Here is a 23188-nt window from a genome sequence, read left to right as displayed (position 1 = left end):
GTGCACAGACGCGTCGGGCACGGATGAGCCGACACGGGTGGGCCGGACACAGGTGAGTCCGGCGACGCGGCAGCCGGGCGTATTGCCTCAGCATTGAGCGTTCATGGCCACGATGTTAACCATGCTTGCTCTATTTACAACAGCTATGCAGAATGTGGATTGCTCACGCAAGGCGATGGAGGGAAGTCGCATGGCCCGTATCACCGAGGTGCTCACCCACGTGCTGAAGCTGGAGGGACCACGGGCCTACCTGGGGCGTCTGGACGACGGGCAGGAGCTCACCGCGGACCGCGGCTACGTCGTGCGCGCGCCCTGGCGCAGCCTGTACTCGGGACGCTTCGAGACCCTCCTCGTGGAGATCCGCACCGACGAGGGCGCCACCGGCTGGGGCGAGGCGCTCGCGCCGGTCGGCCCCGAGATCCCGGCCGCCGTCGTGGACCGCCTCCTGGCCGGCAGCCTCGTCGGCCAGGACCCCGCGCGGGTGCGCCCGCTGTGGCACCGCATGCGCGAACTGATGCGGGAGCGCGGCCACTTGACCGGGCACCAGGCCGACGCCATGGCCGCCGTGGACATCGCGCTGTGGGACCTGCATGGCAGGCTGACCGGTCTCCCGGTCGCCGAACTGCTCGGCGGCGCCCACCGCGACCGCGTCCCCGCCTACGTCTCCGGGCTGCCCGAGCCGACCGACGAGGAGCGCGCCGCGCTGGCCGCCTCGTACGCGAAGCAGGGCGCCACCATGATCAAGCTGGCGCTCGGCAAGGGCGTCGAGACGGACCTGGCCACCTACGACGCCGTGGCCGCCGCGGCCCCCGGCGTCCGGCTCGCGGTGGACGCCCACTGGGCGTACTCGATCGGTGAGGCGCTGGCCCTCGGCCGGGAGCTCGACCGGCGCGGCGCGCTGTTCCTGGAGGCACCGCTGGCGCCGGAGGACGTCGAGGGGCACCGGGAGCTGGCGGGCCGCATCACCACTCCGGTCGCCGTCGGAGAGGCGATGCGCAACCGGTACGAGTTCGCCGACTGGATCGGCCGGCGCGCGCTGCGCCTGGCCCAGCCCGACGTCGCCCGCACCGGTATCACCGAGGCGCAGTCCATCGCCGAACTCGCCGCGGCCGCGCACCTGCCCGTGGCCTGCCACCACTCGGTCGGGCTGGGAGTCGCCCTGGCCGCCGGGATCCAGCTGAGCGCGGCCGTCGAGAACTCCCCGTACTTCGAGTTCCAGGCCGACTCCCTGTCCGTCGCGCAGAGCATCCTGCGCACCCCGATCGACGCCCGTCCCGACGGGTACGCCCTGCCCGCGGGGCCGGGCCTCGGTGTCGAGGTCGACGCCGAGAAGGTCCGTGAACTCGCCGAACTCGCCAAGGAGAGCTGAACCGTGCCCGCACTGCCCCGAGGCCTGATGCCGATCCTCGCCACCCCCTTCACCGACAGCGGCGAGCTGGACATACCCTCGCTGCGCTCGCTCGTCGAGTTCCAGCTCGCCTGCGGCGTCGACGGACTCGCCGTCTTCGGCATGGCCAGCGAGGGCTTCGCCCTCACGGAGGCCGAACGCGCCACGATCCTGCGCGAGGTCCGCGCGGTCGCCGGGCCGGAGCTGCCGCTGGTCGCCGGCGTCAACGGAACGAGCACCGTCACCTCCCGCGAACTGGCGCTGCGGGCGGTCGAGGGCGGCGCCGACCACCTGATGGTCCTGCCGCCGTTCCTCACCAAGCCGTCCCCGCCGCAGGTCCTCGAATTCTTCGCCGAGGTGGCCGCCGCCACCGAGGCCTCCGTCATGATCCAGGACGCGCCGGGCGTCACCGGGGTGTCGATGGGCGTCGAGCAGATCGTCGCCCTCGCGGCCGAGCCGGGCATCACGTCGGTGAAGGTGGAGGTGCCCTCGCCGCCCGCCAAGGTGGCCGCCGTCGCGGCCGCGACCGGCGCCGACTTCGCCGTACTCGGCGGCCAGAACGCCCAGTTCCTCCTCGACGAGCACGCGAACGGGGCGATCGGCACCATGCCGGCCTGCGAGTTCTCCGACGTGCTGCGCGGCGTCCTCGACGCCCTCGACCAGGGGGACCGGCCGCGGGCGCGGGCCCTGTTCGCGCACGTGCGTCCCCTCGTCCACCTCGGGGTGCGCGCGGGGCAGGCCTGGGCGGTCCACAAGGAGGTCCTGGTACGGCGCGGGGTGATCGCGTCCGCCAGGGTGCGGCTGCCCGCCGCGCCCCTGGACGCCGTCACGCGCGGGGCGCTCGACGAGGTCCTGGAGGACATGGTGTGGCCGCACCGGGACGCCCGCGTGCCGGCCGCCTCCGTCGTGCGCTGAAGGGCCTCAGCCGCGGGATGTCCGGGGTGGCCCGGCGCGCGAGGATGTAGCATCCACGATATGGATGCTACATCTCGTGCCGCCGGGATCGGGACCCAGAGCGTGGAACGCGCCCTCTCGCTCCTCACCTACTTCACCGAGGAGCAGCCCGAGCGCCGGATCGCGGAACTCGTCGAACTCTCCGGACTCGGCCAGTCGACGGTCTCCCGCCTCGTCGGCGCGCTCGAATCGCTCGGCTATCTGGCCCGCGACGAACGCACCGGCCTGCACCGGCTCGGCCCCCGCCTCGTCGGCCTCGCCGGGATCGCCCTCAACCAGTCCCCGGTGTTCCGGGCGTCACGGCAGGTCGCGCAGAACTTCGCCCACGAGACCGGTCTCGGCGCCAATGTCGCGGAGCGGCAGGGCGACCAGATGTTCTACCTCTGCCACTTCGAGGGCCCGCGCACCCAGCGCTCCTTCACCCTCACCGGCCGACTGGCACCCCTGCACTCCACCGCCATGGGCAAGGTCCTCCTGTCCGGCCTCAAGGGCGACGAGGTCGAGGCGCTGATCGGCGCCGCGTACCCCGCGTACACCCCGCACACGCTCACCGCCCTGAAGCCCCTCCTCAAGGACCTCGACGAGGTCCGCGCCCGCGGCTACGCCACGGAGGTGGAGGAACTCGCCCTCGGCCGCGCCTGCCTCGCGGTCCCGGTCCGCGACCGCTCCGGCGACGTGGTGGCCGCTCTCTCGGTCTCGGGCTCCCTCTCCGCCCTCGACCTGTCGACCCGCGAACGCGAACTCGCGGCACGCGCCATCGAATACGCGGACCAGATCTCCTCGGCCCTCGGCTACCTGCACTGAAGCCTGCCCCGTGCCCCGCGCGTCCCCGGCCGGCTCACCGCAAGGACTGCGTCCCTATCACCGACAGCAGGCGCAGCTTCTCGTGGCTGTCCGTGCCGGGAGCGGCCGTGTAGACGAGGAGCAGGTGTGACTGGGTGGGGTCGAGGAGGGTCTGGCAGGTCAGTTCCAGGGGGCCGACCTCGGGGTGGACGAAGCGCTTCACCTCGTGCGGGCGGATGCCGACCTCGTGGTCGTGCCACACCTGGCGGAACTCCTCGCTCTCGGCGAGCAGCAGGTCGGCGTAGTGGGCGGCGCGGGATCCGGGGCCCCTCAGCGTCGCCACCCCGCGCAGGCCCGACACGAACATCCGGGTGAGGAAGGCGTGGTCCTCGGGAGCGTAGAACTGCCGCGTCGCGGGGTCGGTGAACCAGCGGTAACCGATGCTGCGGGCCGGGCCCGTGTGGACCGTCTGGTCGCCGGTGAGGGCGACGCCGAGCGGGGTCTGGCGCAATGTCTCGCCCAGTTCCGTGACGATCTCCGCGGGTGTGTCGTGGAGGCGGTCGAGGACGCGCAGCAGGCCGGGCGCGATGTGCTCGCTGTCCGCGCCGCGCGGCGGCGGGGTGTGTCCGCAGAGCCGGAACAAGTGGTCGCGCTCGTCGAGGGAGAGGTGCAGGCCCTGCGCGATGGAGGCGGCCATCTGCTCCGACGGGTGCGGCCCCCGCTCGCGCTCAAGACGCGCGTAGTAGTCCGCCGACATGTGGCACAGCAGGGCCACCTCCTCGCGGCGCAGACCGCTGGTCCTGCGCCGCCGACCGCGCGGCAGACCCACGTCCTCGGGCTGCAACGACTCCCGGCGGCGCCGCAGGAACTCCGCCAGTCCCGTCCGGTCCATCACCCGTGCCTCCGTCGCCGTACGTGTCTCGTCCGATGCCCCTTTCTACCGTCCGCGCACCGCGGCAACCACGGACTGACGATCCCCCCTTCACCGGTTGCCGCCGCCGCGGCGCCGTTCGAAGCTCTGGTCATGCCACGCACACCCATCGACATCACCGTCCCCGACCTGACCGGCACCCGCGCCGTCGTCACCGGCGCCAGCGACGGCATCGGGCTCGGCATCGCCGGACGGCTCGCCGCGGCCGGCGCCGAGGTGCTCCTGCCCGTCCGCAACCCGAGCAAGGGCGAGGCCGCGCTCACCACGATCCGCCGCGCGACCCCGCGGGCCGACGTGTCCCTGCGCGCCCTCGACCTGTCCTCGCTCGACTCCGTCGCGGCCCTCGGCGAGACCCTCCGGCAGGAGGACCGCCCGATCCACCTCCTCGTCAACAACGCGGGCGTCATGACCCCGCCCGACCGGCAGACCACCGCCGACGGACACGAGCTGCAATTCGGCACCAACCACCTCGGCCACGTCGCCCTCGTGGCCCACCTGCTGCCCCTGCTGCGCGCCGGACAGGCACGGGTCACCTCGCAGATCAGCGTCGCGGCGAACCAGAACGCCATCAACTGGGACGACCTGAACTGGGAACGCTCGTACGACGGCATGAAGGCCTACAGCCAGTCGAAGATCGCGTTCGGTCTCTTCGGCCTCGAACTCGACCGCCGCAGCCGCGCGCACGGCTGGGGCATCACCAGCAACCTCTCCCATCCCGGCGTCGCCCCCACGAACCTGCTCGCCGCCCGTCCCGAGGTCGGCCGCGCCAAGGACACCCTGGGCGTACGCGTCATCCGGGCGCTGTCCGCCCGCGGCATCGTCGTCGGCACGGTCCACACCGCCCAGCTTCCCGCGCTCTACGCGGCGACCTCCCCGGCCGCCGAGCCCGGCCGCCTCTACGGGCCGCGCGGCCTCGGGCACATGGGCGGCCCGCCCGCGCAGCAGAAGCTCTACTCGCGCCTGACCAGCGAGGAGGAGGCGCGGCGGGTGTGGGAGGTCTCCGAGGAACTCGCCGCGGTGCGTTTCCCGAGCGGGCCGCACGCACCGAGCTCCCACCCGTGAGCCCACGCGTGAGCGCACCCACCCGTTCCGGACGTGCGGACGACGCCGGGTGCGTAAGCTGGCCGATATGCGTACCCGACCCACCCTGACCTGGGAACCCTCCGGGGACCTGCCGCCCGCCACCACCGACCTGCGGCCCGTCGTCGAGGCCGTGCGCGCCGGAGGCGTCGTCGTGCTCAGCGGGGCCGGTCTGTCGACGGAGTCGGGGATTCCGGACTACCGCGGGGAGCACGGTTCGCTGCGGCGCCGGCACATCCCGATGACGTACCAGGAGTTCACCGGGGGTCAGGAGGCCCGGCAGCGGTACTGGGCGCGCAGTCAGCTCGGGTGGCGGGCGATGCTCCGGGCCCGGCCCAACGCCGGGCACCTGGCCGTGGCCGAGCTCGCGGACGCCGGGCTGGTCAGCGGTGTGATCACGCAGAACGTCGACGGGTTGCAGCAGGCCGCGGGCGTCGCGGACGTCGTCGAGCTGCACGGCAGCCTCAGCCGGGTGGTGTGTCTGAGCTGCGGCGCGTTCACCACCCGCGCGGAGGTCGACCGGCGGCTGCGCGAGGCCAACCCGTGGTTCGAGGCCGAGGCCGAGCGGCACCGCAGCGCGCGGGTCAACCCGGACGGCGACGTGGAACTCCCCGAGGAGGCCGTACGCGAGTTCGTCACGGTGCCGTGTGCCGTCTGCGGCACCGGCGTGCTCAAGCCGGACGTCGTGTTCTTCGGCGAGAACGTGCCGCCCGAGCGGGTCGCCGCCTGCCGCCGCCTCGTCGCCGACGCGGACACGCTCCTGGTGCTGGGTTCCTCCCTCACCGTGATGTCCGGGCTGCGCTTCGTGCGCCAGGCCTCGGACGCCGGTGTCCCGGTCCTGATCGTCAACAACCAGCCCACCCGCGGCGACCGCTGGGCCACCCGCATCGAGCTGCCGTTGGGCGACGCGCTGGAGGAGGTCGTGACGCGGGTACGGGCGTCCGAACCGCCGCGAACCCCGTAGGCGTCACCACAAGTACCGCTCGGGCGCGGCCCGTTGATTGCGGAGCCGTACTCAGCCGGTCGTCGCGGTCCGCAGCCGGCCCAGCCACTCACGCCCCATCTCGCGACCGCGCGGGTACCGGTCGTCGCGGTCCCAGCGCCACGTCGTGACGACGGCCAGGACGAGGATCCGGCACGCCCGCAGCAGATCCTGGTCGACGCCCGGGTACTGCGCGGCGACGTCCTCGGGGACATGGGCGAGGTCGAACTCGACGGGGCCGCGGCAGCAGGTCTCGAGGTCGACGAACAGCAGCGCGTCGTGGTGTGTGCTGAGCACGTTCCCGGGATGCGGCTCCCCGTGCAGCAACTGCTCGGCGCCGCCGCCCCGTTCACCGATCGCGCGGGTGGTCCCGTGCAGCGTGTCGAGGAGCAACGCCCGGTCGGAGTCGCCGAGTTCGGGAGTGCGCCCACGGTCGGCCAGCAGCCGCCGCGCGTGGGCGACGCGCTCCGTGAAGTGCGGCACCGGCATGTCGACCGTGCGCATACCGGCATGCAGACGTCCGAGCGCGTGGGCGTACCGCGCCGGTGCGATGCGCTCGGGCGCCACGGACTCGTAGTAGGTCCACAGCGTGATCACGAACCCGTCCCGCTCGTACGCGCGCGGCGCCACCCGCGGGTCGAGCGCGGCCACGGGGCACCCCGTCGCACCGAGCCGCCGCGCCAGCTCCACCTCGAACTCCGCGACCTGGTCGTCGACCGGCGCCACCCGGGCCAGCACGTCGCACGGCAGCAGCCGCAGCGTCAGCTTGTTGGAGTCGTGCAGCACGGTCGCCCGGTCGGCGGCCAGCCCGAGCGACTCCGCGAGGGCCCTGGTCACGGCCACCGCGCGGGAGCCCTCCGTGTTCCGCATCGTCACACGGTATAGCCGCCGTCGACCGACAGGTGCTGCCCGGTGATGAACCCGGCCCGGTCCGACGCCAGGAACGCCACGGCCTCCGCGATGTCCTGCGCGCTGCCGAAGCGGCGCAGCGGGATGTTGCGGCGGGTGACCCGGAGCGCGGCGTCGTCGAGTTCGCCGTCCGCGATGAGGCGGGCGGCGATGCCGTCGGTGAGCATGCCGGGGCCCACGCAGTTGAGGCGCACGCCGTAGCGGCCCTCCTCGGCAGCGAGCGCCCGCACCACCGCCTCCACGGCGCCCTTCGTCCCGGAGGAGAGGCCGTCGCGGACCGGGTAGCGGCGGGTGGCCGCGGTGGTGACCGCCACCACGTTGCCGCAGCTCTCGCGGAGGGGTTCGATGGCCGGGTGGACCAGGTTGTAGAAGGCCTGGGCGTCGGTGTCGAGCTGGCGGCGGTACTGGGACGGCGGGACCCGGCTCAGGTGCACCATCGGCACGTGCGGGCCCGCCGCGTACACGAGCGTGTGCAGCGCGCCGAACCGGTCCACCGCCGCGCGGATCGCGGACGCCGCCTCGTCCTCGTCCGACAAGTCCGACCGTACGGACTCCACCTGGGCGCCCTCGGCGTGGAGTTCGGTGGTGAGTGTCTCGGCGGCCTTCTCGCTGGAGCGGTACGTGAACAGGACCGCGCTGCCGCGCCGGGCCAGCGTGCGCACGACGGCGGCGCCGATGCCGCCGGTGCCGCCCGCCACCAGAGCGGCACCCCCGCGCCCGCCGAAGTCGTCGTTGCCGGTGTCCGTCACGTCGTCCACTCCCTGCGCGGCCGGGCCATCGGGTCCGCGCCTGTATAGCCGCAACCGCCGAAGAGTTGAAGAGCCTCGTTCGCGTGAGGCGGCGGTATCTTGGCCACCGGACGAAGGAGCGGATGTGGAGTCGCCGACGAGGAGCGTGGCCGGACCGGCCGTCCGTTCGCCCAAGGGCGGCCGCCCGCGCGCCACCACCCGGCCCGAGCTCGAACGGATCGGCTTCGAACTCTTCGCGCGGCAGGGCTTCGACGCCACGACCGTCGACGACATCGCGGGCGCCGCCGGTATCGCCCGGCGGACCTTCTTCCGTTACTTCGCGTCGAAGAACGACCTCGTGTGGGGCGACTTCGAGCAACAACTCGCGGGATTCCGGACCCTGTTGAATGGCACCGATCCGAGCGTGGCGACCATGACGGCGCTGCGCGCGGCCGTCGTCGACTTCAACCGGTTCGACGCCACCGTCGTCCCCTGGCACCGCCAGCGCATGCGGCTCATCCTGAGCGTCCCCACGCTCCAGGCCGACGCCACCCTGCGCTACGCGTCGTGGCGCGCCATCGTCACGGACTTCGCCGCGCGGCGCCTCGGCCTCGCCCCGACCGACGCGCTGCCGCGCCTCTTCGGCCACACCGTGCTCGCCGCGGCCGTCACGGCGTACGAGCACTGGCTCACAGTACCGGAGGCGGAGCTGAGCGAGCTGCTGGACACGGCGATCCGGCGCCTGGAGGACGGGCTCGGCGACACGCCCCACTGACGGCCCTCAGGGCAGCTCGCGCCGCATCGCGTCGGCGACCAGCTCACCGATCAGCACGGCGGTCGCCGCCGGGCCCCGGTGCGGGGTGTCCGGCAGCACGGACGTGTCCGCCACCCGCAGCCCGCGTACCCCGTGCACCCGTCCGAACTGGTCGACGGCCGGGCCCAACGGCACGGTTCCGCACGTGTGTTGAGCCGTGCCGAGGTGGTCGCGAACCCACGCGTCGAGCGCCCGGTCGTCGTCGAGGACCTCGCGCCCCGGGTCGAGCAGGCCGCCGGAGAGCTTGGCGAACGCGGCTGTCGCCAGCAGCTCGGCGGTGACCCGGACGGCCGCGCGCAGCCGACGCGGCACCTCGCTGTCGCGCAGGTAGTCGTAGTCGACGGACGGTGGCACCTCCGGGTCCCCGGAGCGCAGTCGCAGCCTCCCCGTGGGGTGAGGTGTCTGCACGGAGGCGAGGAACGCCAGCGGCGCACCGGGCACCCCTACCGTCCCGGAGGCCAGCCCGGCCATCGGCGTCAGCGACTGGAGAATCTCGATGTCGCCGGGGCGATCCTGCGCACCGGCGCGGGAGTTCAGGTGCAGGCAGCCGCCGAGCCAGCTCGTCGGCGGCGGTGCGAGGTCCTCGCGCGGCCGCCAGTCCAGCACGAGTTGCGGATGATCGGAGAGGCGGGCGCCGACCGCGGGCGCGTCCCGGACCACCGGCACCGCGGCCCGCTCCAGATCCGCACGCGGACCGATGCCGGAGAGCAGCAGCAGATGCGGCGTGACGAGCGCCCCCGCGCTCAGCACCACGCACCCGGCGCCGAACGTCTCCCGCACCCCGCCCCGCTCGACCTCGACGCCCGTGGCCCGACCCCGCTCGACGACCACCCGGCGCACCGGACAGCCGCCCAGCACCGTGAGGTTGGGCCGCCGGCGCACCGAAGGGGGGAGGTAGGCGAGCCCTGTGTTCCGCCGCACCCCGTCGACGGCGTTCGAGGGCACCGGGCCGAAACCCGGCGGGCCCAGGCCGTTCTTGTCGGCCTCCGCCGGAAACCCCAACTCCCGTGCGGCGTCACGGAACGCCGCGGCTGCGGGATGCGTGAGGGGGCCGCGTGCGACACGCATCGGCCCGTCGCCGCCGTGCACCTCCCCGGGGCCGAAGTCGAGGTCGTTCTCCATCCGGCGCAACAGCGGCAGCACCCGCTCGGGCGCCCAGGCCGGATGCCCCGCCCCGGCCCACCGGTCGAAGTCCTCCCGCGGGGCCCGCACGAAGTAGCCGCCGTTGACCGTGGTGGACCCGCCGAGGACGCGGCCGCGCGGTACGGCCCACGGGCGTCGCGGCGTGAGGCGTACGGCGTGGGAGACGACGGCGGGGTGTCCCGGCCGGGCTCCCGGCACGAGCCGGGCGTCCAGCAGTTCCGGATCGAGGGCCGCGGCCACCGGACCGGCCTCCAGCAGCAGCACGTTCCGGTCGGCGTCCTCGCTCAGTCGCGCCGCCAGCACGGCACCGGACCCGCCCGCGCCGACGACCAGCACATCGGGGCGCACGCGTGCGGTCGGGACCATGCGACCGGATCCAACCGTGCCGCGCCGACGCCGCGCAAGCCCCCGGCGCCGTCCGCCCCCTTCCTTTTTGGCATCGCATGCCAATACTCTCGATTCCGTTCGCGCACACCCTCAACCACCCACAGGTATCAGGGAGTTCCGCATGAACGAACAGCTGGAAGCGGCCACCGGCCCCGCCCCCGAGGCGACCACCGCACCCGCGATCCCCGCCGCCGACGAACCTCTCGTCGAGGCCGACGACCTGGTCGAGGAAGTCTCCATCGACGGCATGTGCGGCGTGTACTGACCGTGGCCGCCCCCGCGCTCGACCTGGACCGCGCCTGGGACGTGCACCCCCAGGTGTCGGTCCGGCCCGAACCCTTCGGCGCGCTGCTGTACCACTTCGGCACGCGCAAACTGTCCTTCCTCAAGGACCGGGGACTGCTCGCCGTCGTCCAGGCGCTGCCGACGTCCCCCACCGCACGCGCGGCCTGCGCGAGCGCGGGCGCGGACGACGCGGACACCGCCCGCTACGCGCGCGCCCTCGCCGTCCTGGCCCGCTCGTCGATGCTGGTCGAAAGGAGCCCGACACCGTGACCTCACCTCCCATGGCCGCCAAGCCCGGTGAACGTTTGGTGGACCTCTTCGAGTACGGTCTCGACGCGCCGATCTGCCTCACCTGGGAACTCACCTACGCCTGCAACCTGTCCTGCGCCCACTGCCTGTCCAGCTCGGGCCGCCGCGATCCGCGCGAGCTGACCACGGCCGAGGCCAAGGCCGTCATCGACGAACTCGAGGCGATGCAGGTCTTCTACGTCAACATCGGCGGCGGCGAGCCGACCGTCCGCCCCGACTTCTTCGAACTCCTCGACTACGCCACCGCCCACCACGTCGGCGTCAAGTTCTCCACCAACGGCGTGCGCATCACCCCGGACGTGGCCCGCGGGCTCGCCGCCAACGACTACGTCGACGTACAGATCTCCCTCGACGGCGCCACCGCCGACGTCAACGACGCCGTGCGCGGCCCCGGTTCGTACGACACCGCGCTGCGCGCGATGCGCCATCTGTCGGACGCGGGCATGAAGAACTTCAAGCTGTCCGTCGTCTGCACCCGGCACAACATCGGGCAGATGGACGACTTCAAGGCGCTCGCCGACCGGTACGGCGCCCAGTTGCGGCTGACGCGGCTGCGTCCCTCCGGGCGCGGCGCCGACGTGTGGGACGAGCTGCATCCGCTGCCCGCGCAGCAACGGCAGCTGTACGACTGGCTGGTGGCGCACGACGGCGAGGTCCTGACCGGTGACTCGTTCTTCCACCTGTCCGCCTACGGGCAGGCGCTGTCCGGCCTGAACCTGTGCGGAGCGGGCCGCGTGGTGTGTCTCATCGACCCCGTCGGCGACGTGTACGCCTGCCCGTTCGCCATCCACGACGAGTTCCTCGCGGGCAGTGTGCGGGACGAGGGCGGCTTCGCGGGGGTGTGGCGGCAGTCGGAGCTGTTCCGGCGGCTGCGCGAGCCGCAGCACGGCGGAGCCTGCGCGTCCTGCGCCTTCTACGACACCTGCAAGGGCGGCTGCATGGCCGCGAAGTTCTTCACCGGGTTGCCGCTCGACGGACCCGACCCGGAGTGCGTCCAGGGCCACGGGGAGCAGCTCCTCGCCGCGCGCGACGGCAGCACCGTGCCGAAGCCGTCCGGCGACCACTCCCACCGCACGGGCCCGGTCACCGTGCCCCTCCTGCGGCGGCCACCCGTGTCCGACTGCGACGAGAACCCCGTGGCCGGACTCGGTGCCACGACCTGACGAGGAGACAGCCGCCGATGGCGAGAAACCCCTGGTTCGAAACGGTCGCCGAGGCCCAGCGGCGCGCCAAGAAGTACCTTCCCAGCAGCGTCTACGGCGCGCTCGTCGCCGGTTCCGAACGCGGCCGCACCCTCAGTGACAACACCGGGGCGTTCGCCGAACTCGGCTTCGCCCCACGGGTGGTGGGCCACCACGCCCAGCGGAACCTGGCGACGACCGTGCTCGGCGTGGAGTCCGCGTTCCCGGTGCTGATCTCGCCCACCGGTGTGCAGGCCGTCCACCCCGAGGGCGAGGTGGCCGTCGCCCGCGCCGCCGCCAACCGGGGCGTCATCATGGGGCTCAGCTCGTTCGCGAGCCGTCCCGTGGAGGAGGTCGCCGAAGCCAATCCGAACACCTTCTACCAGATGTACTGGATGGGCAGCCGCGACTCCATGGTGCGGCGCATGGAGCGCGCCAGGGCCGCCGGGGCGAAGGCGCTCATCGCCACCCTGGACTGGTCGTTCTCAGGCGGCCGCGACTGGGGCAGCCCGGCGATCCCCGAACGCATCGACCTGCGCACGGCCGTGAGATTCGCGCCCGACGTGCTGCCCCACCCGCGCTGGCTCCTCGCCTTCGCCAGGTCCCGCCGCATCCCCGACCTCACCGCACCCAACCTCCAGGACCCCGGCGGCCCGGCACCCACCTTCTTCGGCGCGTACGGCGAGTGGATGCAGACGACCCCGCCGACCTGGGAGGACGTGGAGTGGATGCGCAAGGAGTGGGGCGGCCCGTTCCTGCTGAAGGGCGTCAGCCGCGTCGACGACGCCAAGCGGGCCGTCGACGCGGGCGTCGCCGGCATCTCCGTCTCCAACCACGGCGGCAACAACCTCGACACCACGCCCGCCACCATCCGGCTCCTGCCGGCCATCGCCGAAGCCGTCGGCGACGACATCGAGGTGCTGCTCGACGGCGGAGTGCGGCGCGGCGGCGACGTCGCCAAGGCCCTCGCGCTCGGCGCCCGCGCCGTCCTCATCGGCCGCGCCTACCTGTGGGGCCTCGCAGCGAACGGGCAGGCGGGCGTGGAGAACGTCCTCGACATCCTGCGCGGCGGCCTCGACTCCGCCGTCCTCGGCCTCGGCCACGCGAGCGTCGACGAACTGGGCCCCGACGACCTGGTGATCCCGGACGGCTTCACCCGCACCCTCGGGGTCCCGCGTGCCTGAACCCGTGGAGCTGGCGCGCGCGACCTGGCCCACGGTGCCGGATGGCGCCCTGGTCCTCGTCCCCGTCGGCTCCACCGAACAGCACGGCCCGCACCTGCCGTTCCACACCGACAGCGTGATCGCCCAGGCGGTCGCCCGCGCAACGGCCCACCGACTCCCTTACGAGAACGTGGTCCTCGCGCCCACCCTCATGTACGGCGCGAGCGGCGAGCACGCCGGATTCCCCGGCACCCTCTCCATCGGGCACGAGGCCCTGCGCGCCGTCCTCGTCGAAACGGTGCGCTCCCTGTCCCTGTGGGCAGGCCGCGCCGTTTTCGTCAACGGCCACGGCGGCAACGTCACCACCCTCGACGCCGCCTGCGCCCAGCTGCGCCACGAGCGGCACGACGTGGCATGGCTCGGCTGCGTCCCGCCCGGCGCCGACGCCCACGCGGGCCGCGCCGAGACCTCCGTGATGCTCCACCTCGCCCCGCACGACGTACGCCTGGCGGAAGCGGCCCCCGGCGACACCCGCCCCCTGCCCGAGCTCCTGCCGCGCCTCATGGCCCACGGCGTCCGCGACGTCTCCCCGAACGGTGTCCTCGGTGACCCGGCCGGAGCGAGCGCGCGGGAAGGGCGGGCGCTGGTCGAGGCGATGGTGTCGACCGCCGTACGCCTCGTCACCGAGGGCCACGCGGACCCGCGCGGCCGCCTGACGACGGCCGCACCCCAAGGAGTCGCATGACCCTGCCGCACGGATTCGTCGTCGCCCTCGACCGGCACACCCGCGTCCTCGACGGCGGGCGCGCGCTGCTCGGCGGCCACCCGACGCGGTTGCTGCGGCTGACACCACGCGCCCGCGGACTGCTCACCGGCCGCACCCTGCGCGTGTCCGACCGGGCGGGCGCGCTGCTCGCCGACCGGCTCCTCGCCACGGGCCTCGCCCACCCGGTGGTCGACGCGCTCCCGGCCGCCCGAGCGCGCGATGTCACCTACGTCGTTCCCGTACGCGACCGCGCCGACCGGCTCGACCGCCTCCTGGGCAGCATCCGCGCCACCACTGACGCCCCGGTGATCGTCGTCGACGACGCCTCCCACGCACCGGCCCCCGTCGCCGAGGTCGCCGCCCGCCACCAGGCGCGCCTGCTCCCGCTCACCGTCAACGTCGGCCCTGGTGGCGCCCGCAACGCCGGACTGCGCCACGTCGGCACGCCGTACGTGGTGTTCGTGGACTCGGACATCCTCCTCGCGCCGGACACCATCGGCACACTGCTGCGGCACTTCGCCGACCCGGCCGTCGTCATGGCCGTGCCCCGCATCAGCGCCCTGCCCGGTGCCGACGCCGAGCGCTGGCTGGGCCGCTACGAAGGCGCTCGCTCCTCCCTCGACCTGGGCCGCCACCCGGCCGCCGTACGCACCGGCACCCCCGTCTCCTGGGTCCCCAGCGCCTGCATGCTCGCACGCGTCGACGCGCTCACGAAGGCAGGCGGCTTCGACGCGGCGATGCGGGTGGGGGAGGACGTCGACCTGTGCTGGCGGCTGACCGCGGACGGCGGCCGCATCCGCTACGAACCCGCCGTCCTGGCCGCGCACGAACACCGGGTCGACCTCGCCGACTGGTTCCGCCGCAAGGCCGTCTACGGCACCGGCGCCCACCCCCTCGCCCGGCGCCACCCCGACAACATCGCCCCCGCGGTCCTCGCCCCGTGGAGCGCCGCGATGCTCCTCGCCCTGCTCGCGCAGCGGCGCTGGTCGCTGCCCGCGGCGGGCGCCCTCGCGGCCGTCGCCACCGTCCGCAACGCCGGGAAACTGCGCGGCGTCGAGCGGCCGTTGGGGCACGCCGCCCGCCTCACCGCGCTCGGCTCGGCCGCGGCGTTCATGCAGGGCACGGCGCTGCTCACCCGCCACTGGTGGCCGCTCACCGCGGCCGGCTGTCTGGTCTCGCGCCGCGTGCGCCGGGCCACGGCCGTCGCGGCGGTCACCGACGTCGCCCTCGAAACCCTCGGGCGCAACGCCTCGCCGACCGGCCTCGACCCCGTCCGCTACGCCGTCGCCCGCCGCCTCGACGACCTCGCGTACGGCACCGGGGTGTGGCTGTCCGCGCTCAGGGGCCGCTCGACGGCCGCGCTGCGTCCCCGGATCGTGCGGACGCACCGGAGCCGCTCTCCGCTTCCTCACGAGCCCGCAGGTCCCGGTGCAGCCGCGCGACCCCGCCGCACACCAGCGGCATGACCAGCGGCGGCAACGCGAGCAGCGCCAGCCCGGTGGGCAGGACCTTCATCAGCACGCCGGTCATCCACACGTTGTCGTCGCTCACCCACAGCATGCCGAGCCCGGCGTAGTGGTTCAGCGGACCGGCCGCGTACAGGACCACGGTGAAGGCGGCCACGGCCGCCGCGCAGCACAGCAGGCCCAGGCCGAACGCGCGCAGGCGTGCGCGGCGCGTCAGCACCCAGGACCGGTACACCGCCACGAACGGGTTCCGGCGCTCCAGCACCGTCTCCGCGGTCGCCCCCGACAGCCGGAACCAGAGCACCGGGCCGAGCGCCCAGATGGCGATCGGCAGCACCCAACCCACCAGTGTGTACTGCCAGGACGCGGTCTCGCCGAGGGGCGTGGGCTCGACGCCGGGGACCTTGTGCGTGTCGACCATGGCGAACAGGTACAGGCCCGCGAACACCACCACGGCCACGAAGAGGCCGGTCAGGAAATTGGTGACGACGGCGGCGAACAGCCGCGGCCGGACGCGCCGCCACACCTCGCCGACGGACAGCGGCCCGCCGTCGCGCCGGGCGTGCGCGCTGCCGACCGCGTACCCGCTGTGGAGCACGGAGACGACGATCAGGGCCAGGACGAGGAACAGCGGCGCCACGACGGCGCCCACGGACCGCAACGGATCCAGGCCGCCGTCCGCGTACGCGTAATAGGAGTCCTCGTTGGCTATGTTGCGGTCCGCGTACTCCCTGACGTTCTCGAAACCGTCCCACGCCGCCGCGAAGGCCCCGGCGAGCAGAGCGAGACCGGCCACGGCGGTCACCACGGACACGCAGAGGGTGAACCGGTACAGCGTGCCCCTGTAGGGCCTGACGTCGTGTGCCATGGGCGTGCTCCGCTCCTCCGTGCGCCGTGCGGGGTGACGAGGATCAGGACGTCACGCACGCCACAGGAGGTTCCGCCGCTCGCGCCCCGGTCAGCCCGCGTACGTCGTGCCGAACTCCTCCAGGAACTCCAGGGTGGCAGCCGCCGAGCGGTGGGGACAGGACACGGCCACCCAGGTCACCCCGGCCTTCTCCAGCGCGGCGAACGCCTCCGCGTCCCGGCCCGGCTCCGCGAGCCCGTCCTCGCGGTACGAGTGCAGTACGTCGACGTGGGCGCCGCGCCCGGCCGCCACCGAGGCCTCGCGCAACTCCTCGATCGCGCCCGCCAGTTCGGACAGCGGGCCGAGCGTCGGCGTGCGGGCCGTCGTGGCCAGCTCCGGCCCCCCGGACATCGGCATCCAGCCCTGCGCCCGCTCGGCGGCCCGGCGCCTGCTCAGCCGCGAGTTGCCGCCGATCCACACGGGTATCGGCCGCTGGGCCGGCCGCGGCAGGGCCCGTGCGTCGCGGACACCGAAGTGCCGGCCCGCGTAGCTGAACGGCTCGCCGCTCCAGTGCAGCGGCAGGACGTCGAGCACCTCGTCGAAGAGCGCGTTGCGTTCCTCGAAGTCGACGCCCAGAGCGTGGAATTCGCCCTTCAGGTACCCGGCGCCCAGGCCGAGGATCAGCCGTCCCCCGGAGAGCCGGTCGAGGGTCGCCGCCTGCTTGGCCAGCAGCAGCGGGTTGCGGTACGGGGCGACCGCCAGATACGTCAGCAGTCGCAGCCGGGTCGTCACCGCCGCCGCGTGGGAGAGCGCGATGAACGGGTCGAGCGTCTGGTGCCCGCCGTGGTCGAGCCAGCGTGCCCCGGGCGCGGGGTGTTCGCTGAAGGAGAGCCCGGAGAACCCGAACTCCTCGGCCGCGCGGGCCACGTCCGGCACGGGCCCGGCGTCGAGCAGGTCGCCGTCCGGTCCGTGCGCCTCCGGGTAGTGGAACAGGAATCGCATCGTCAGCCGTCCTCCGGTGTCGCGGGCAACCGGATTATTCTGACGGTGTTTCAGGAACGGGGCCAGGGCTGGCCGCTGAGCCGTTCGATGCTCGTGTTGAAGCGCTGCAAGTACTGGGCGAAGGTCTCGACGTCGTCCGCCGACCAGTCCTCGAAGACCTTGTCCAGTTCCTGGATGTGCGTCGCCCGCTCGTGGTCGAGGCGCTGCTCGCCCTCCTCGGTGAGCCGGAACTTGCGGGCCATGCCGCCGTCCGGGTCGGGGATCCGCTCCAGGAGGCCGGCCCGCACAGCGCTGGCCGTCTGCCGGTTGAGTGTGGAGGCGTCGAGCATCAACGCCTCGCTGAGCTGCCCGATCGACATCGGTCCCTGGACCCGGATCCGGCTCAGCAGAATGTACGCGCTGCGCTCCATGCGCTCTGCCTCACGGCGGCGCTTCTCACTGCCGAGCTGATGGCGGCCGAGCACCATGTGCTCGAACTCGACCAGGTGCGATGGCTTGTCCATGTACGTGCGTCCTCCCGGGTCGACCGTATCGCAGAGCGTTATATGCATCACGCACTCGATATGCACGATACATATTCTGTGTATGATGCACAGCGCTGCACATGCTGCTGCACACGCTGAACAGATTGAGGAGTCCTTCATGGATGCGCCCCAGTCGAGCGGTCGGTCGGGCGCCATCGTCGCCACCCTCGCGCTCGCCGGTACCGTCGCCGCGATCATGCAGACGCTGGTGACACCGCTCATCGCGGAACTGCCGCGAATCCTGGACACGTCGTCCTCGAACGCGGCATGGGTGATCACGGTGACCCTGCTCGTGTCCGGTGTGTGCGTGCCCGTGTCGGGCCGCCTCGGTGACCTCATCGGCAAGCGCCGCATGATGCTGATCTGCGCCGTGCCGCTGATCATCGGCTCCGTCGTGTGCGCCCTGTCCTCGTCCGTCGTCCCGATGATCGTCGGCCGCGGGCTCCAGGGCATGGGCATGGGCATGGTGCCGCTCGGCATCGCACTGCTGCGCGACGTCGTCCCGGCCGAGAAGCTCAGCGGATCCATCGCGCTCGTCAGCGCGTCCATGGGCATCGGCGGCGCCATCGGCCTGCCGATCGCCGCGGCCGTCGCGCAGTACGCGAACTGGCGCGTGCTGTTCTGGGGCTCCGCCGTCCTCGCGCTCGCCATCGGCGCGATGATCTACGCGATCGTCCCCGATGTCCCGGCCGCCGCGAAGGGCCAGCGCTTCGACGCCCCCGGCGCCGTCGGCCTCGCCATCGGACTCGTGTCGCTGCTGCTCGCCATCTCCAAGGGCGCCGACTGGGGCTGGAGCTCGGGCACCACCCTCGGCCTGTTCGCCGTCGCCGTCGTCGCGCTCCTGGTGTGGGGCCGCTACGAACTGCGCACCCGCGACCCGCTGGTCGATCTGCGCACCACCGCCCGGCCCCGGGTGCTGTTCACCAACGCCGCCTCGATCCTCATCGGCGTCGGCATGTACTCCTTCATGCTGATCGCGCCGCAGCTCCTCCAGTTCCCCGAGGCCACCGGCTTCGGGCTCGGCCAGTCGATGCTCGCGGCCGGTCTGTGGATCGCGCCCGGCGGCGTCATGATGATGCTGATCTCGCCGCTCGGCGGAAAGCTGATCAACGCCCGCGGCCCGAAGACCGCGCTGATCTGCGGCGCCCTCGTGATCGCCCTCGGATACGGCGCCGCGCTCCCGCTGATGGGGACGGCCTGGGGCATCATGCTCGCGGGCATCATCATCAACAGCGGTGTCGCCCTCGCCTACGGCTCCATGCCCGCGCTGATCATGAGCTCGGTGCCGCTGGCCGAGACGGCCGCGGCCAACGGGTTCAACACCCTGATGCGCTCGCTCGGCACCACGATCGGCTCCGCCGTGATCGGTGTCGTCCTCGCCCAGATGACCGTCTCCCTGGGCGGCTTCTCGATCCCGTCCGAGGGCGGGTTCCGCACCGGCCTGTTGATCGGCTGCGGCGTGGCTCTGCTGTCCGCCGCCGTCGCGACCCTCATCCCCGCGCTGAAGCAGGGCGAGGACGAGGCGGCCGGAGCGGAGAAGGCCCCGGCCGACGAGACCCCGGCGCGCGCCTGACCACGCACGCCCCGCGCGGCGCCCCCCGGCCGGAACCCGGCCGGGGGGCGCCGCGCACGTATGCCGGCCAGCGACCGTTCCCCTACGCTCAGTTGGAGGGTTGTCGCACGGGACCCCGGGCAGGAGTGGTAGAAGCTCCCTCGGGTTCCTTTTCAAGGTACGGCACTTGGAGGTGCACCGTGATGCTCCCGGCTCGCCGACGCGCAGCGGACGCTGCCCGTGACGGGGCGGTACGAGTCGCCGAACTCGAACTGCGCGTAGAGCAGTTGGAGGAGGCCGTGACCTCGCACGCCGAGGTCGATCAGGCCATCGGTGTCGTGATCACGGTGGGCGGCCTGCCGCCCGCCGAGGCGTGGGACGTGCTGAGGGAGATCTCGATGCGGAGCAACACCAAGCTCCGCGTGGTCGCCCGGCAGCTCGTCGACTGGCCGCGCACCCAGGCACTCGATCCGGTGATCCGCGCCGAGCTGGAGCGTCAGCTCGGCCTGCGGCGCGCGGAGGCCGAGAGAGACGTCTCGCCTGAGCCACAGTGAAGACCCGCTTCCCGGCGCACGCGCCGGGAAGCGGGGGCGGGCTCACTGCCGAACCCGCCACCCTCAGCATCGACGGCTCCAGCTCTTGGAGTAACACGAGGGCGCGCACCCTAACGCAAACGTGCCCGGAATCTTCACGCCGACAGCAGTGCGTCGTCACCCGGGACCGCTAACCGGCTCCCACGGCCGCGTCGACGAGCCGGTGCGCCGCCGCGTCCGTGCGGGCCGCGTCACCGGTCACGAGCCGGTCCTGACACAGCCCGCGCAGCCCCGACACGAGCAGCGTCGCGCGCTCGCGAGCGGCGGGGCCTTCGTGACCGAGCCGGACGTACGCGTCCGCGATCGGGTCGACCATGAACGCGACGGTCTCCCGGGCGAGCGCGCCGTACTGCTCCGGATCGGTCGCTGCCAGGCTGAGCAGCTGGAGCAGCATCCGGATCGGTCCGGCCTGCTCGCCGACCGTGATCGCCCGCCACAGCGCGTGGGCCGAGCGCCGCAGCGCCTCGACGTCGTCGACCGGGTCGAACAGCGCGTGGGCGTCGGGGCGGCTCGCGGCGATGGCGCGGGCGATCAGCCGCTCGCGACTGCCGAAGTAGTAGAGCAGCATCCGCTTCGTCGTGCCGATCTCCTCGGCGAGCGGGGCCAGCGACAACTGGGCGAGCCCGTGGCGCTGCACGTAGTCGACCACCTGGGCGAGCAGTTCGGCGCGCTTCTCGGTGTTCACGGTTCGGGACACCCTTGGAACGTACCGGACGGTACATGTATCGTCCATTCATCATGGATTCCTGTTCCGACCGGTACAAGAACAAGCGGCCTCTGCGCGCGGCGGCCATCGCGCTCGCCGAAGCCGCCTGGTTCCCCGCCGTCCTCTTCCTCGGCGTGCTCTGCTTCTTCGCTCCGGCCCTGCACGCGCCGAAACCGCACCACGTCGAGGTGGCCGTGGCGGGCTCGGCCGACCGCGTGGCGGACGAACTGGACGAGCGCTATCCCGACGGCTTCGACGTCGTCGCCGTCGACTCCGCCCGCGCGGCTCGCCAGGCGGTCCTCGACCGCGACGCCTGGGCCGGATACGCCACGGGGGCCCGCCCCGCGCTGTACGTCGCCAAGGGCAACGGCGCCTCCCTGGAACAGGCCCTGACCAGCGCCTTCGGTGCTCTCACCACGAGCCCGCCGACCGTGCACGAAGTGGCGCCGACGACCGGCAAGGACGCGCTCGGCTCGACGGTCCTCTACTTCGGCATCGCCTGGAACATCCCCGCCTACATCCTCGCCACGACCCTCCTGCGCGCCGTCACCCTGGACCGTCGCCGCAAGGTCCTCGCCATCGCCCTGGTCGCCGCCGTCTTCAGCGCCGTCGGATACGGGGTGGGGGCCGGGCTCGGCTACTTCGACGCCCACCCCGGCGTGCTGGGCGTCGCCTTCCTGCTCACCACGGCGGTCGCCACCGTGGCCTCCGGACTCGCGCCGTTCACCCGGCAGTTCCTGCCCGCGGTCGGCATGACCCTGTTCATCGTGATGTCGATCCCGACCAGCGGGGGAGCGGTGCCCGCCCCGCTGCTGCCCGAGTTCTACCAGCACGTGCACGCCGTGATGCCGCTCGCGAACGCCGTCGACGCGCTGCGCGGCGTCCTCTACTTCGGCGGGGCGGGCGTGCTGAAGCCGCTCCTTGTACTGTGCGGCTGGATCACAGCGGGCCTCGCGCTGCTCGGCCTCGACTGGCTGCGGCACCGCGACACCACGGAGCCCGGGGCGCCGCCGCTCGACGACCCGGCCGCCGAGACCCCCGTCCCCACGGCACTGTCCACGCAAGCCCACCACTTCGGCGAACCGGAACCCGCCCTCACCGGCACGGTCACGGGCGAGGGGCCGAAGCCGCTGCGCGGCGCGGCCGTCGTCGTCCTCGACGGCCGCGGACGCCAACTCCTCTCCACGTTCACCGACGACCAGGGCCGCTACGCGGTCGCGGGCCTGCCGGAGGGCCACCTCAGCCTCGTGGCCTCGGCCCCCGGCAGGCACCCCGACGCGCAGCGCATCCTCGTACGCCCCGGGGCCCCGGCCGTCGCCGACTTCAGCCTGCGCGCCCGCGAGGACGCCGTGCTCATGCCGCGAGCGTCGGCCAGATCAAGCCCCTCCGGCGATTGAGGAGCGGGGTCCGGGGCGGAGCCCCGTGGCGTCGCTCACGGACCGCCGCACCGACCCACCCGGCCAAAGCCTCGCGCCGGCGCCCCCCGCCCCCACCGCGACCATTCCCAACCCACCCACCGCCGCCCCGAGCCCACCCCACACCCCCAGCCACCCCGCCAGCGGATACGCCACCAGCCAACACGCATGCGACAGCGAGAACTGCGCCGCGAACGCGGCCCCCCGCATCCCCGCCGGCACCCCCCACCGCACCACCCGCCCCACCGGCGTGAGCACCATCGAGCACGCCCCACCGAACGCCACCCACACCACGAGCAGCGCCGGGACCCGCCAACTCCCGCTCCCCACCGCCGTGATGAGCCCCAGCCCGGCGAACACCCCACCGAGCGACAGCGCCCCGCGCACCATCACCGCCCGCTCACCCACCCGCTCCACCACCCGCGGCACGACGAGCGCCACCACCATCGACCCGGCCCCGTACGCCCCCAGCGCCACCGGCACCGCCCCCGCCGCCAGCCCGAGGAAGTCCCGTACGTACACAACGGAGTTGACCGTCACCATCGCGCTCGCCGCCGCCACCGCGAGGTTCAACGCCAGCAACCCCCGCAGCGACGGCACCGCCAAGAACAACCGCATCCCCGCCGTGGCCTTCGCGAACACCCCGCCCACCCGCGCGGGTGCCGCCGGACGCTCCGGCAGCGCCGTCGAGGCGACGAGCCCGGCCGAGGCGAGAAAGCCGACGACCGTCCCCGTGAACAGGTGGTGGTACGACACCACGGACAGCAGCGCCGCGGCGAGCGCCGGGCTGAACAGGCTCTCCAGGTCGTACGCGAGCCGGGCCAGCGACAACGCACGCGTGTAGTCGCGCTCGTCCGGCAGCACATCGGGAATCAGCGCCTGGAACGTGGGCGTGAAGAGCGCCGACGCGGACTGGAGCGCGAACACCAGGACGTAGACCTGCCACACCTGCGTCACGAACGGCAGCGCCAGCGCGACGGCGGCCCGCAGCAGATCGGAGCCCACCATGAGCGCGCGCCGCGGCAGCCGCTCGGTGAACGCGCCGACGACCGGCGCGACCAGCACGTACGCCGTCATCTTGATCGCGAGCGCCGTACCGAGCACCGCCCCCGCCTCCGCGCCCGCCACGTCGTACGCCAGCAGCCCGAGCGCGACCGTCGCCAGACCGGTTCCGACGAGGGCGACGACCTGCGCGCCGAACAGCCGGCGATAGGCGCGGTGGCGCAGAACCGTGAGCATGCGGCCCCTCCCGAAGACGCGCCTCGCGGCGACTCGTCATGT

At 73.2% G+C, this 23188-nt stretch carries 23 protein-coding genes; 15 read left to right on the top strand and 8 right to left on the bottom strand.

Features of this window, described 5'->3' with window-relative positions; translation table 11 throughout:
- The first annotated feature begins 190 nt into the window (after positions 1 to 190).
- Genes ACYBSK_RS20720 through ACYBSK_RS20710 form a run of 3 tightly spaced genes read left to right on the top strand, consistent with a single transcriptional unit; the run spans position 191 to position 3145 of the window.
- Positions 191 to 1369, top strand: a complete 1179-nt coding sequence (locus ACYBSK_RS20720) for a mandelate racemase/muconate lactonizing enzyme family protein (protein WP_460242810.1) — start codon at positions 191 to 193, stop codon at positions 1367 to 1369.
- A gap of 3 nt (positions 1370 to 1372) precedes the next feature.
- Positions 1373 to 2302 carry a dihydrodipicolinate synthase family protein gene (locus ACYBSK_RS20715; RefSeq protein WP_457478670.1) on the top strand — a complete coding sequence of 310 codons (930 nt, stop codon included), beginning with the start codon at positions 1373 to 1375 and terminating at the stop codon, positions 2300 to 2302.
- 60 nt (positions 2303 to 2362) lie between these two features.
- Entirely contained in the window at positions 2363 to 3145 is a 783-nt protein-coding gene (locus ACYBSK_RS20710) for an IclR family transcriptional regulator (RefSeq protein ID WP_457478669.1), read from the top strand.
- A 34-nt stretch (positions 3146 to 3179) separates the two neighbouring features.
- Here ACYBSK_RS20710 and ACYBSK_RS20705 read toward each other — a convergent pair whose 3' ends face one another.
- A complete protein-coding gene (locus tag ACYBSK_RS20705; RefSeq protein ID WP_460242809.1) occupies positions 3180 to 4016 on the bottom strand; it encodes a helix-turn-helix transcriptional regulator in 837 nt (278 codons plus the stop codon).
- A 132-nt stretch (positions 4017 to 4148) separates the two neighbouring features.
- Here ACYBSK_RS20705 and ACYBSK_RS20700 point away from each other — a divergent pair, with 132 nt between their 5' ends.
- Positions 4149 to 5117 (top strand): SDR family oxidoreductase, encoded by a 969-nt coding sequence (locus tag ACYBSK_RS20700; protein WP_460242808.1) that lies wholly within the window; start codon positions 4149 to 4151, stop codon positions 5115 to 5117.
- A 67-nt stretch (positions 5118 to 5184) separates the two neighbouring features.
- The gene (locus tag ACYBSK_RS20695) at positions 5185 to 6099 is read left to right on the top strand and encodes a Sir2 family NAD-dependent protein deacetylase (RefSeq protein ID WP_460242807.1); all 915 of its coding nucleotides are present in this window, start codon (positions 5185 to 5187) and stop codon (positions 6097 to 6099) included.
- A 51-nt stretch (positions 6100 to 6150) separates the two neighbouring features.
- Here ACYBSK_RS20695 and ACYBSK_RS20690 read toward each other — a convergent pair whose 3' ends face one another.
- Both ACYBSK_RS20690 and ACYBSK_RS20685 read right to left on the bottom strand, forming a co-directional pair.
- Positions 6151 to 6987, bottom strand: coding sequence for a phosphotransferase enzyme family protein (locus tag ACYBSK_RS20690; RefSeq protein WP_460242806.1), 837 nt, complete (start codon positions 6985 to 6987; stop codon positions 6151 to 6153).
- A gap of 2 nt (positions 6988 to 6989) precedes the next feature.
- Entirely contained in the window at positions 6990 to 7775 is a 786-nt protein-coding gene (locus ACYBSK_RS20685) for an SDR family NAD(P)-dependent oxidoreductase (protein WP_460242805.1), read from the bottom strand.
- 124 nt (positions 7776 to 7899) lie between these two features.
- Between ACYBSK_RS20685 and mftR the strand changes: the two genes are divergently transcribed.
- On the top strand, positions 7900 to 8529 hold the full coding sequence (mftR, locus tag ACYBSK_RS20680) for a mycofactocin system transcriptional regulator (RefSeq protein ID WP_460242804.1): 630 nt from the start codon (positions 7900 to 7902) through the stop codon (positions 8527 to 8529).
- A gap of 6 nt (positions 8530 to 8535) precedes the next feature.
- Here the strand turns inward: mftR and ACYBSK_RS20675 are convergent, their stop codons facing one another.
- Positions 8536 to 10077, bottom strand: a complete 1542-nt coding sequence (locus ACYBSK_RS20675; RefSeq protein WP_460242803.1) for a GMC family oxidoreductase — start codon at positions 10075 to 10077, stop codon at positions 8536 to 8538.
- Between the two features lie 142 nt (positions 10078 to 10219).
- Between ACYBSK_RS20675 and mftA the strand changes: the two genes are divergently transcribed.
- From mftA to mftF, 6 genes are read left to right on the top strand one after another with little or no spacing between them, the layout of a single operon-like run.
- Positions 10220 to 10363 carry a mycofactocin precursor MftA gene (mftA, locus tag ACYBSK_RS20670; RefSeq protein WP_457478661.1) on the top strand — a complete coding sequence of 48 codons (144 nt, stop codon included), beginning with the start codon at positions 10220 to 10222 and terminating at the stop codon, positions 10361 to 10363.
- Positions 10348 to 10653 (top strand): mycofactocin biosynthesis chaperone MftB, encoded by a 306-nt coding sequence (gene mftB, locus ACYBSK_RS20665; RefSeq protein ID WP_460242802.1) that lies wholly within the window; start codon positions 10348 to 10350, stop codon positions 10651 to 10653. The genes mftA and mftB overlap by 16 nt, the downstream gene beginning before the upstream one ends.
- On the top strand, positions 10650 to 11855 hold the full coding sequence (mftC, locus tag ACYBSK_RS20660; RefSeq protein WP_460242801.1) for a mycofactocin radical SAM maturase: 1206 nt from the start codon (positions 10650 to 10652) through the stop codon (positions 11853 to 11855). The genes mftB and mftC overlap by 4 nt, the downstream gene beginning before the upstream one ends.
- A gap of 17 nt (positions 11856 to 11872) precedes the next feature.
- Entirely contained in the window at positions 11873 to 13057 is a 1185-nt protein-coding gene (mftD, locus tag ACYBSK_RS20655; protein WP_460242800.1) for a pre-mycofactocin synthase MftD, read from the top strand.
- The gene (gene mftE, locus ACYBSK_RS20650) at positions 13050 to 13781 is read left to right on the top strand and encodes a mycofactocin biosynthesis peptidyl-dipeptidase MftE (RefSeq protein WP_460242799.1); all 732 of its coding nucleotides are present in this window, start codon (positions 13050 to 13052) and stop codon (positions 13779 to 13781) included. The genes mftD and mftE overlap by 8 nt, the downstream gene beginning before the upstream one ends.
- Positions 13778 to 15268: a mycofactocin biosynthesis glycosyltransferase MftF gene (gene mftF, locus ACYBSK_RS20645; RefSeq protein ID WP_460242798.1), complete on the top strand. Its 1491-nt coding sequence runs from the start codon at positions 13778 to 13780 to the stop codon at positions 15266 to 15268. Before mftE ends, mftF begins: the two co-directional genes overlap by 4 nt.
- A 958-nt stretch (positions 15269 to 16226) precedes the next feature.
- Here mftF and ACYBSK_RS20640 read toward each other — a convergent pair.
- Both ACYBSK_RS20640 and ACYBSK_RS20635 read right to left on the bottom strand, forming a co-directional pair.
- Positions 16227 to 17117 (bottom strand): LLM class F420-dependent oxidoreductase, encoded by an 891-nt coding sequence (locus tag ACYBSK_RS20640; RefSeq protein WP_460242797.1) that lies wholly within the window; start codon positions 17115 to 17117, stop codon positions 16227 to 16229.
- Positions 17118 to 17167: 50 nt separating this feature from the next.
- Positions 17168 to 17620, bottom strand: a complete 453-nt coding sequence (locus ACYBSK_RS20635; RefSeq protein WP_460242796.1) for a MarR family winged helix-turn-helix transcriptional regulator — start codon at positions 17618 to 17620, stop codon at positions 17168 to 17170.
- Between the two features lie 139 nt (positions 17621 to 17759).
- Between ACYBSK_RS20635 and ACYBSK_RS20630 the strand changes: the two genes are divergently transcribed.
- Entirely contained in the window at positions 17760 to 19214 is a 1455-nt protein-coding gene (locus tag ACYBSK_RS20630; protein ID WP_460242795.1) for an MFS transporter, read from the top strand.
- Positions 19215 to 19396: 182 nt separating this feature from the next.
- A complete protein-coding gene (locus tag ACYBSK_RS20625; protein ID WP_457478652.1) occupies positions 19397 to 19747 on the top strand; it encodes an ANTAR domain-containing protein in 351 nt (116 codons plus the stop codon).
- A 169-nt stretch (positions 19748 to 19916) separates the two neighbouring features.
- Here the strand turns inward: ACYBSK_RS20625 and ACYBSK_RS20620 are convergent, their stop codons facing one another.
- Positions 19917 to 20483: a TetR family transcriptional regulator gene (locus ACYBSK_RS20620; protein ID WP_457478651.1), complete on the bottom strand. Its 567-nt coding sequence runs from the start codon at positions 20481 to 20483 to the stop codon at positions 19917 to 19919.
- Between the two features lie 41 nt (positions 20484 to 20524).
- Between ACYBSK_RS20620 and ACYBSK_RS20615 the strand changes: the two genes are divergently transcribed.
- On the top strand, positions 20525 to 21889 hold the full coding sequence (locus tag ACYBSK_RS20615; protein ID WP_460242794.1) for a carboxypeptidase regulatory-like domain-containing protein: 1365 nt from the start codon (positions 20525 to 20527) through the stop codon (positions 21887 to 21889).
- Here the strand turns inward: ACYBSK_RS20615 and ACYBSK_RS20610 are convergent.
- A complete protein-coding gene (locus ACYBSK_RS20610) occupies positions 21869 to 23146 on the bottom strand; it encodes an MFS transporter (protein ID WP_460242793.1) in 1278 nt (425 codons plus the stop codon). The genes ACYBSK_RS20615 and ACYBSK_RS20610 overlap by 21 nt on opposite strands.
- Positions 23147 to 23188 lie beyond the last annotated feature (42 nt).

The organism is Streptomyces sp. BYX5S (assembly GCF_054724165.1).
The sequence above is the reverse complement of the archived record's forward strand: the minus strand, read 5'-3'. Positions and strand labels throughout refer to the sequence as shown.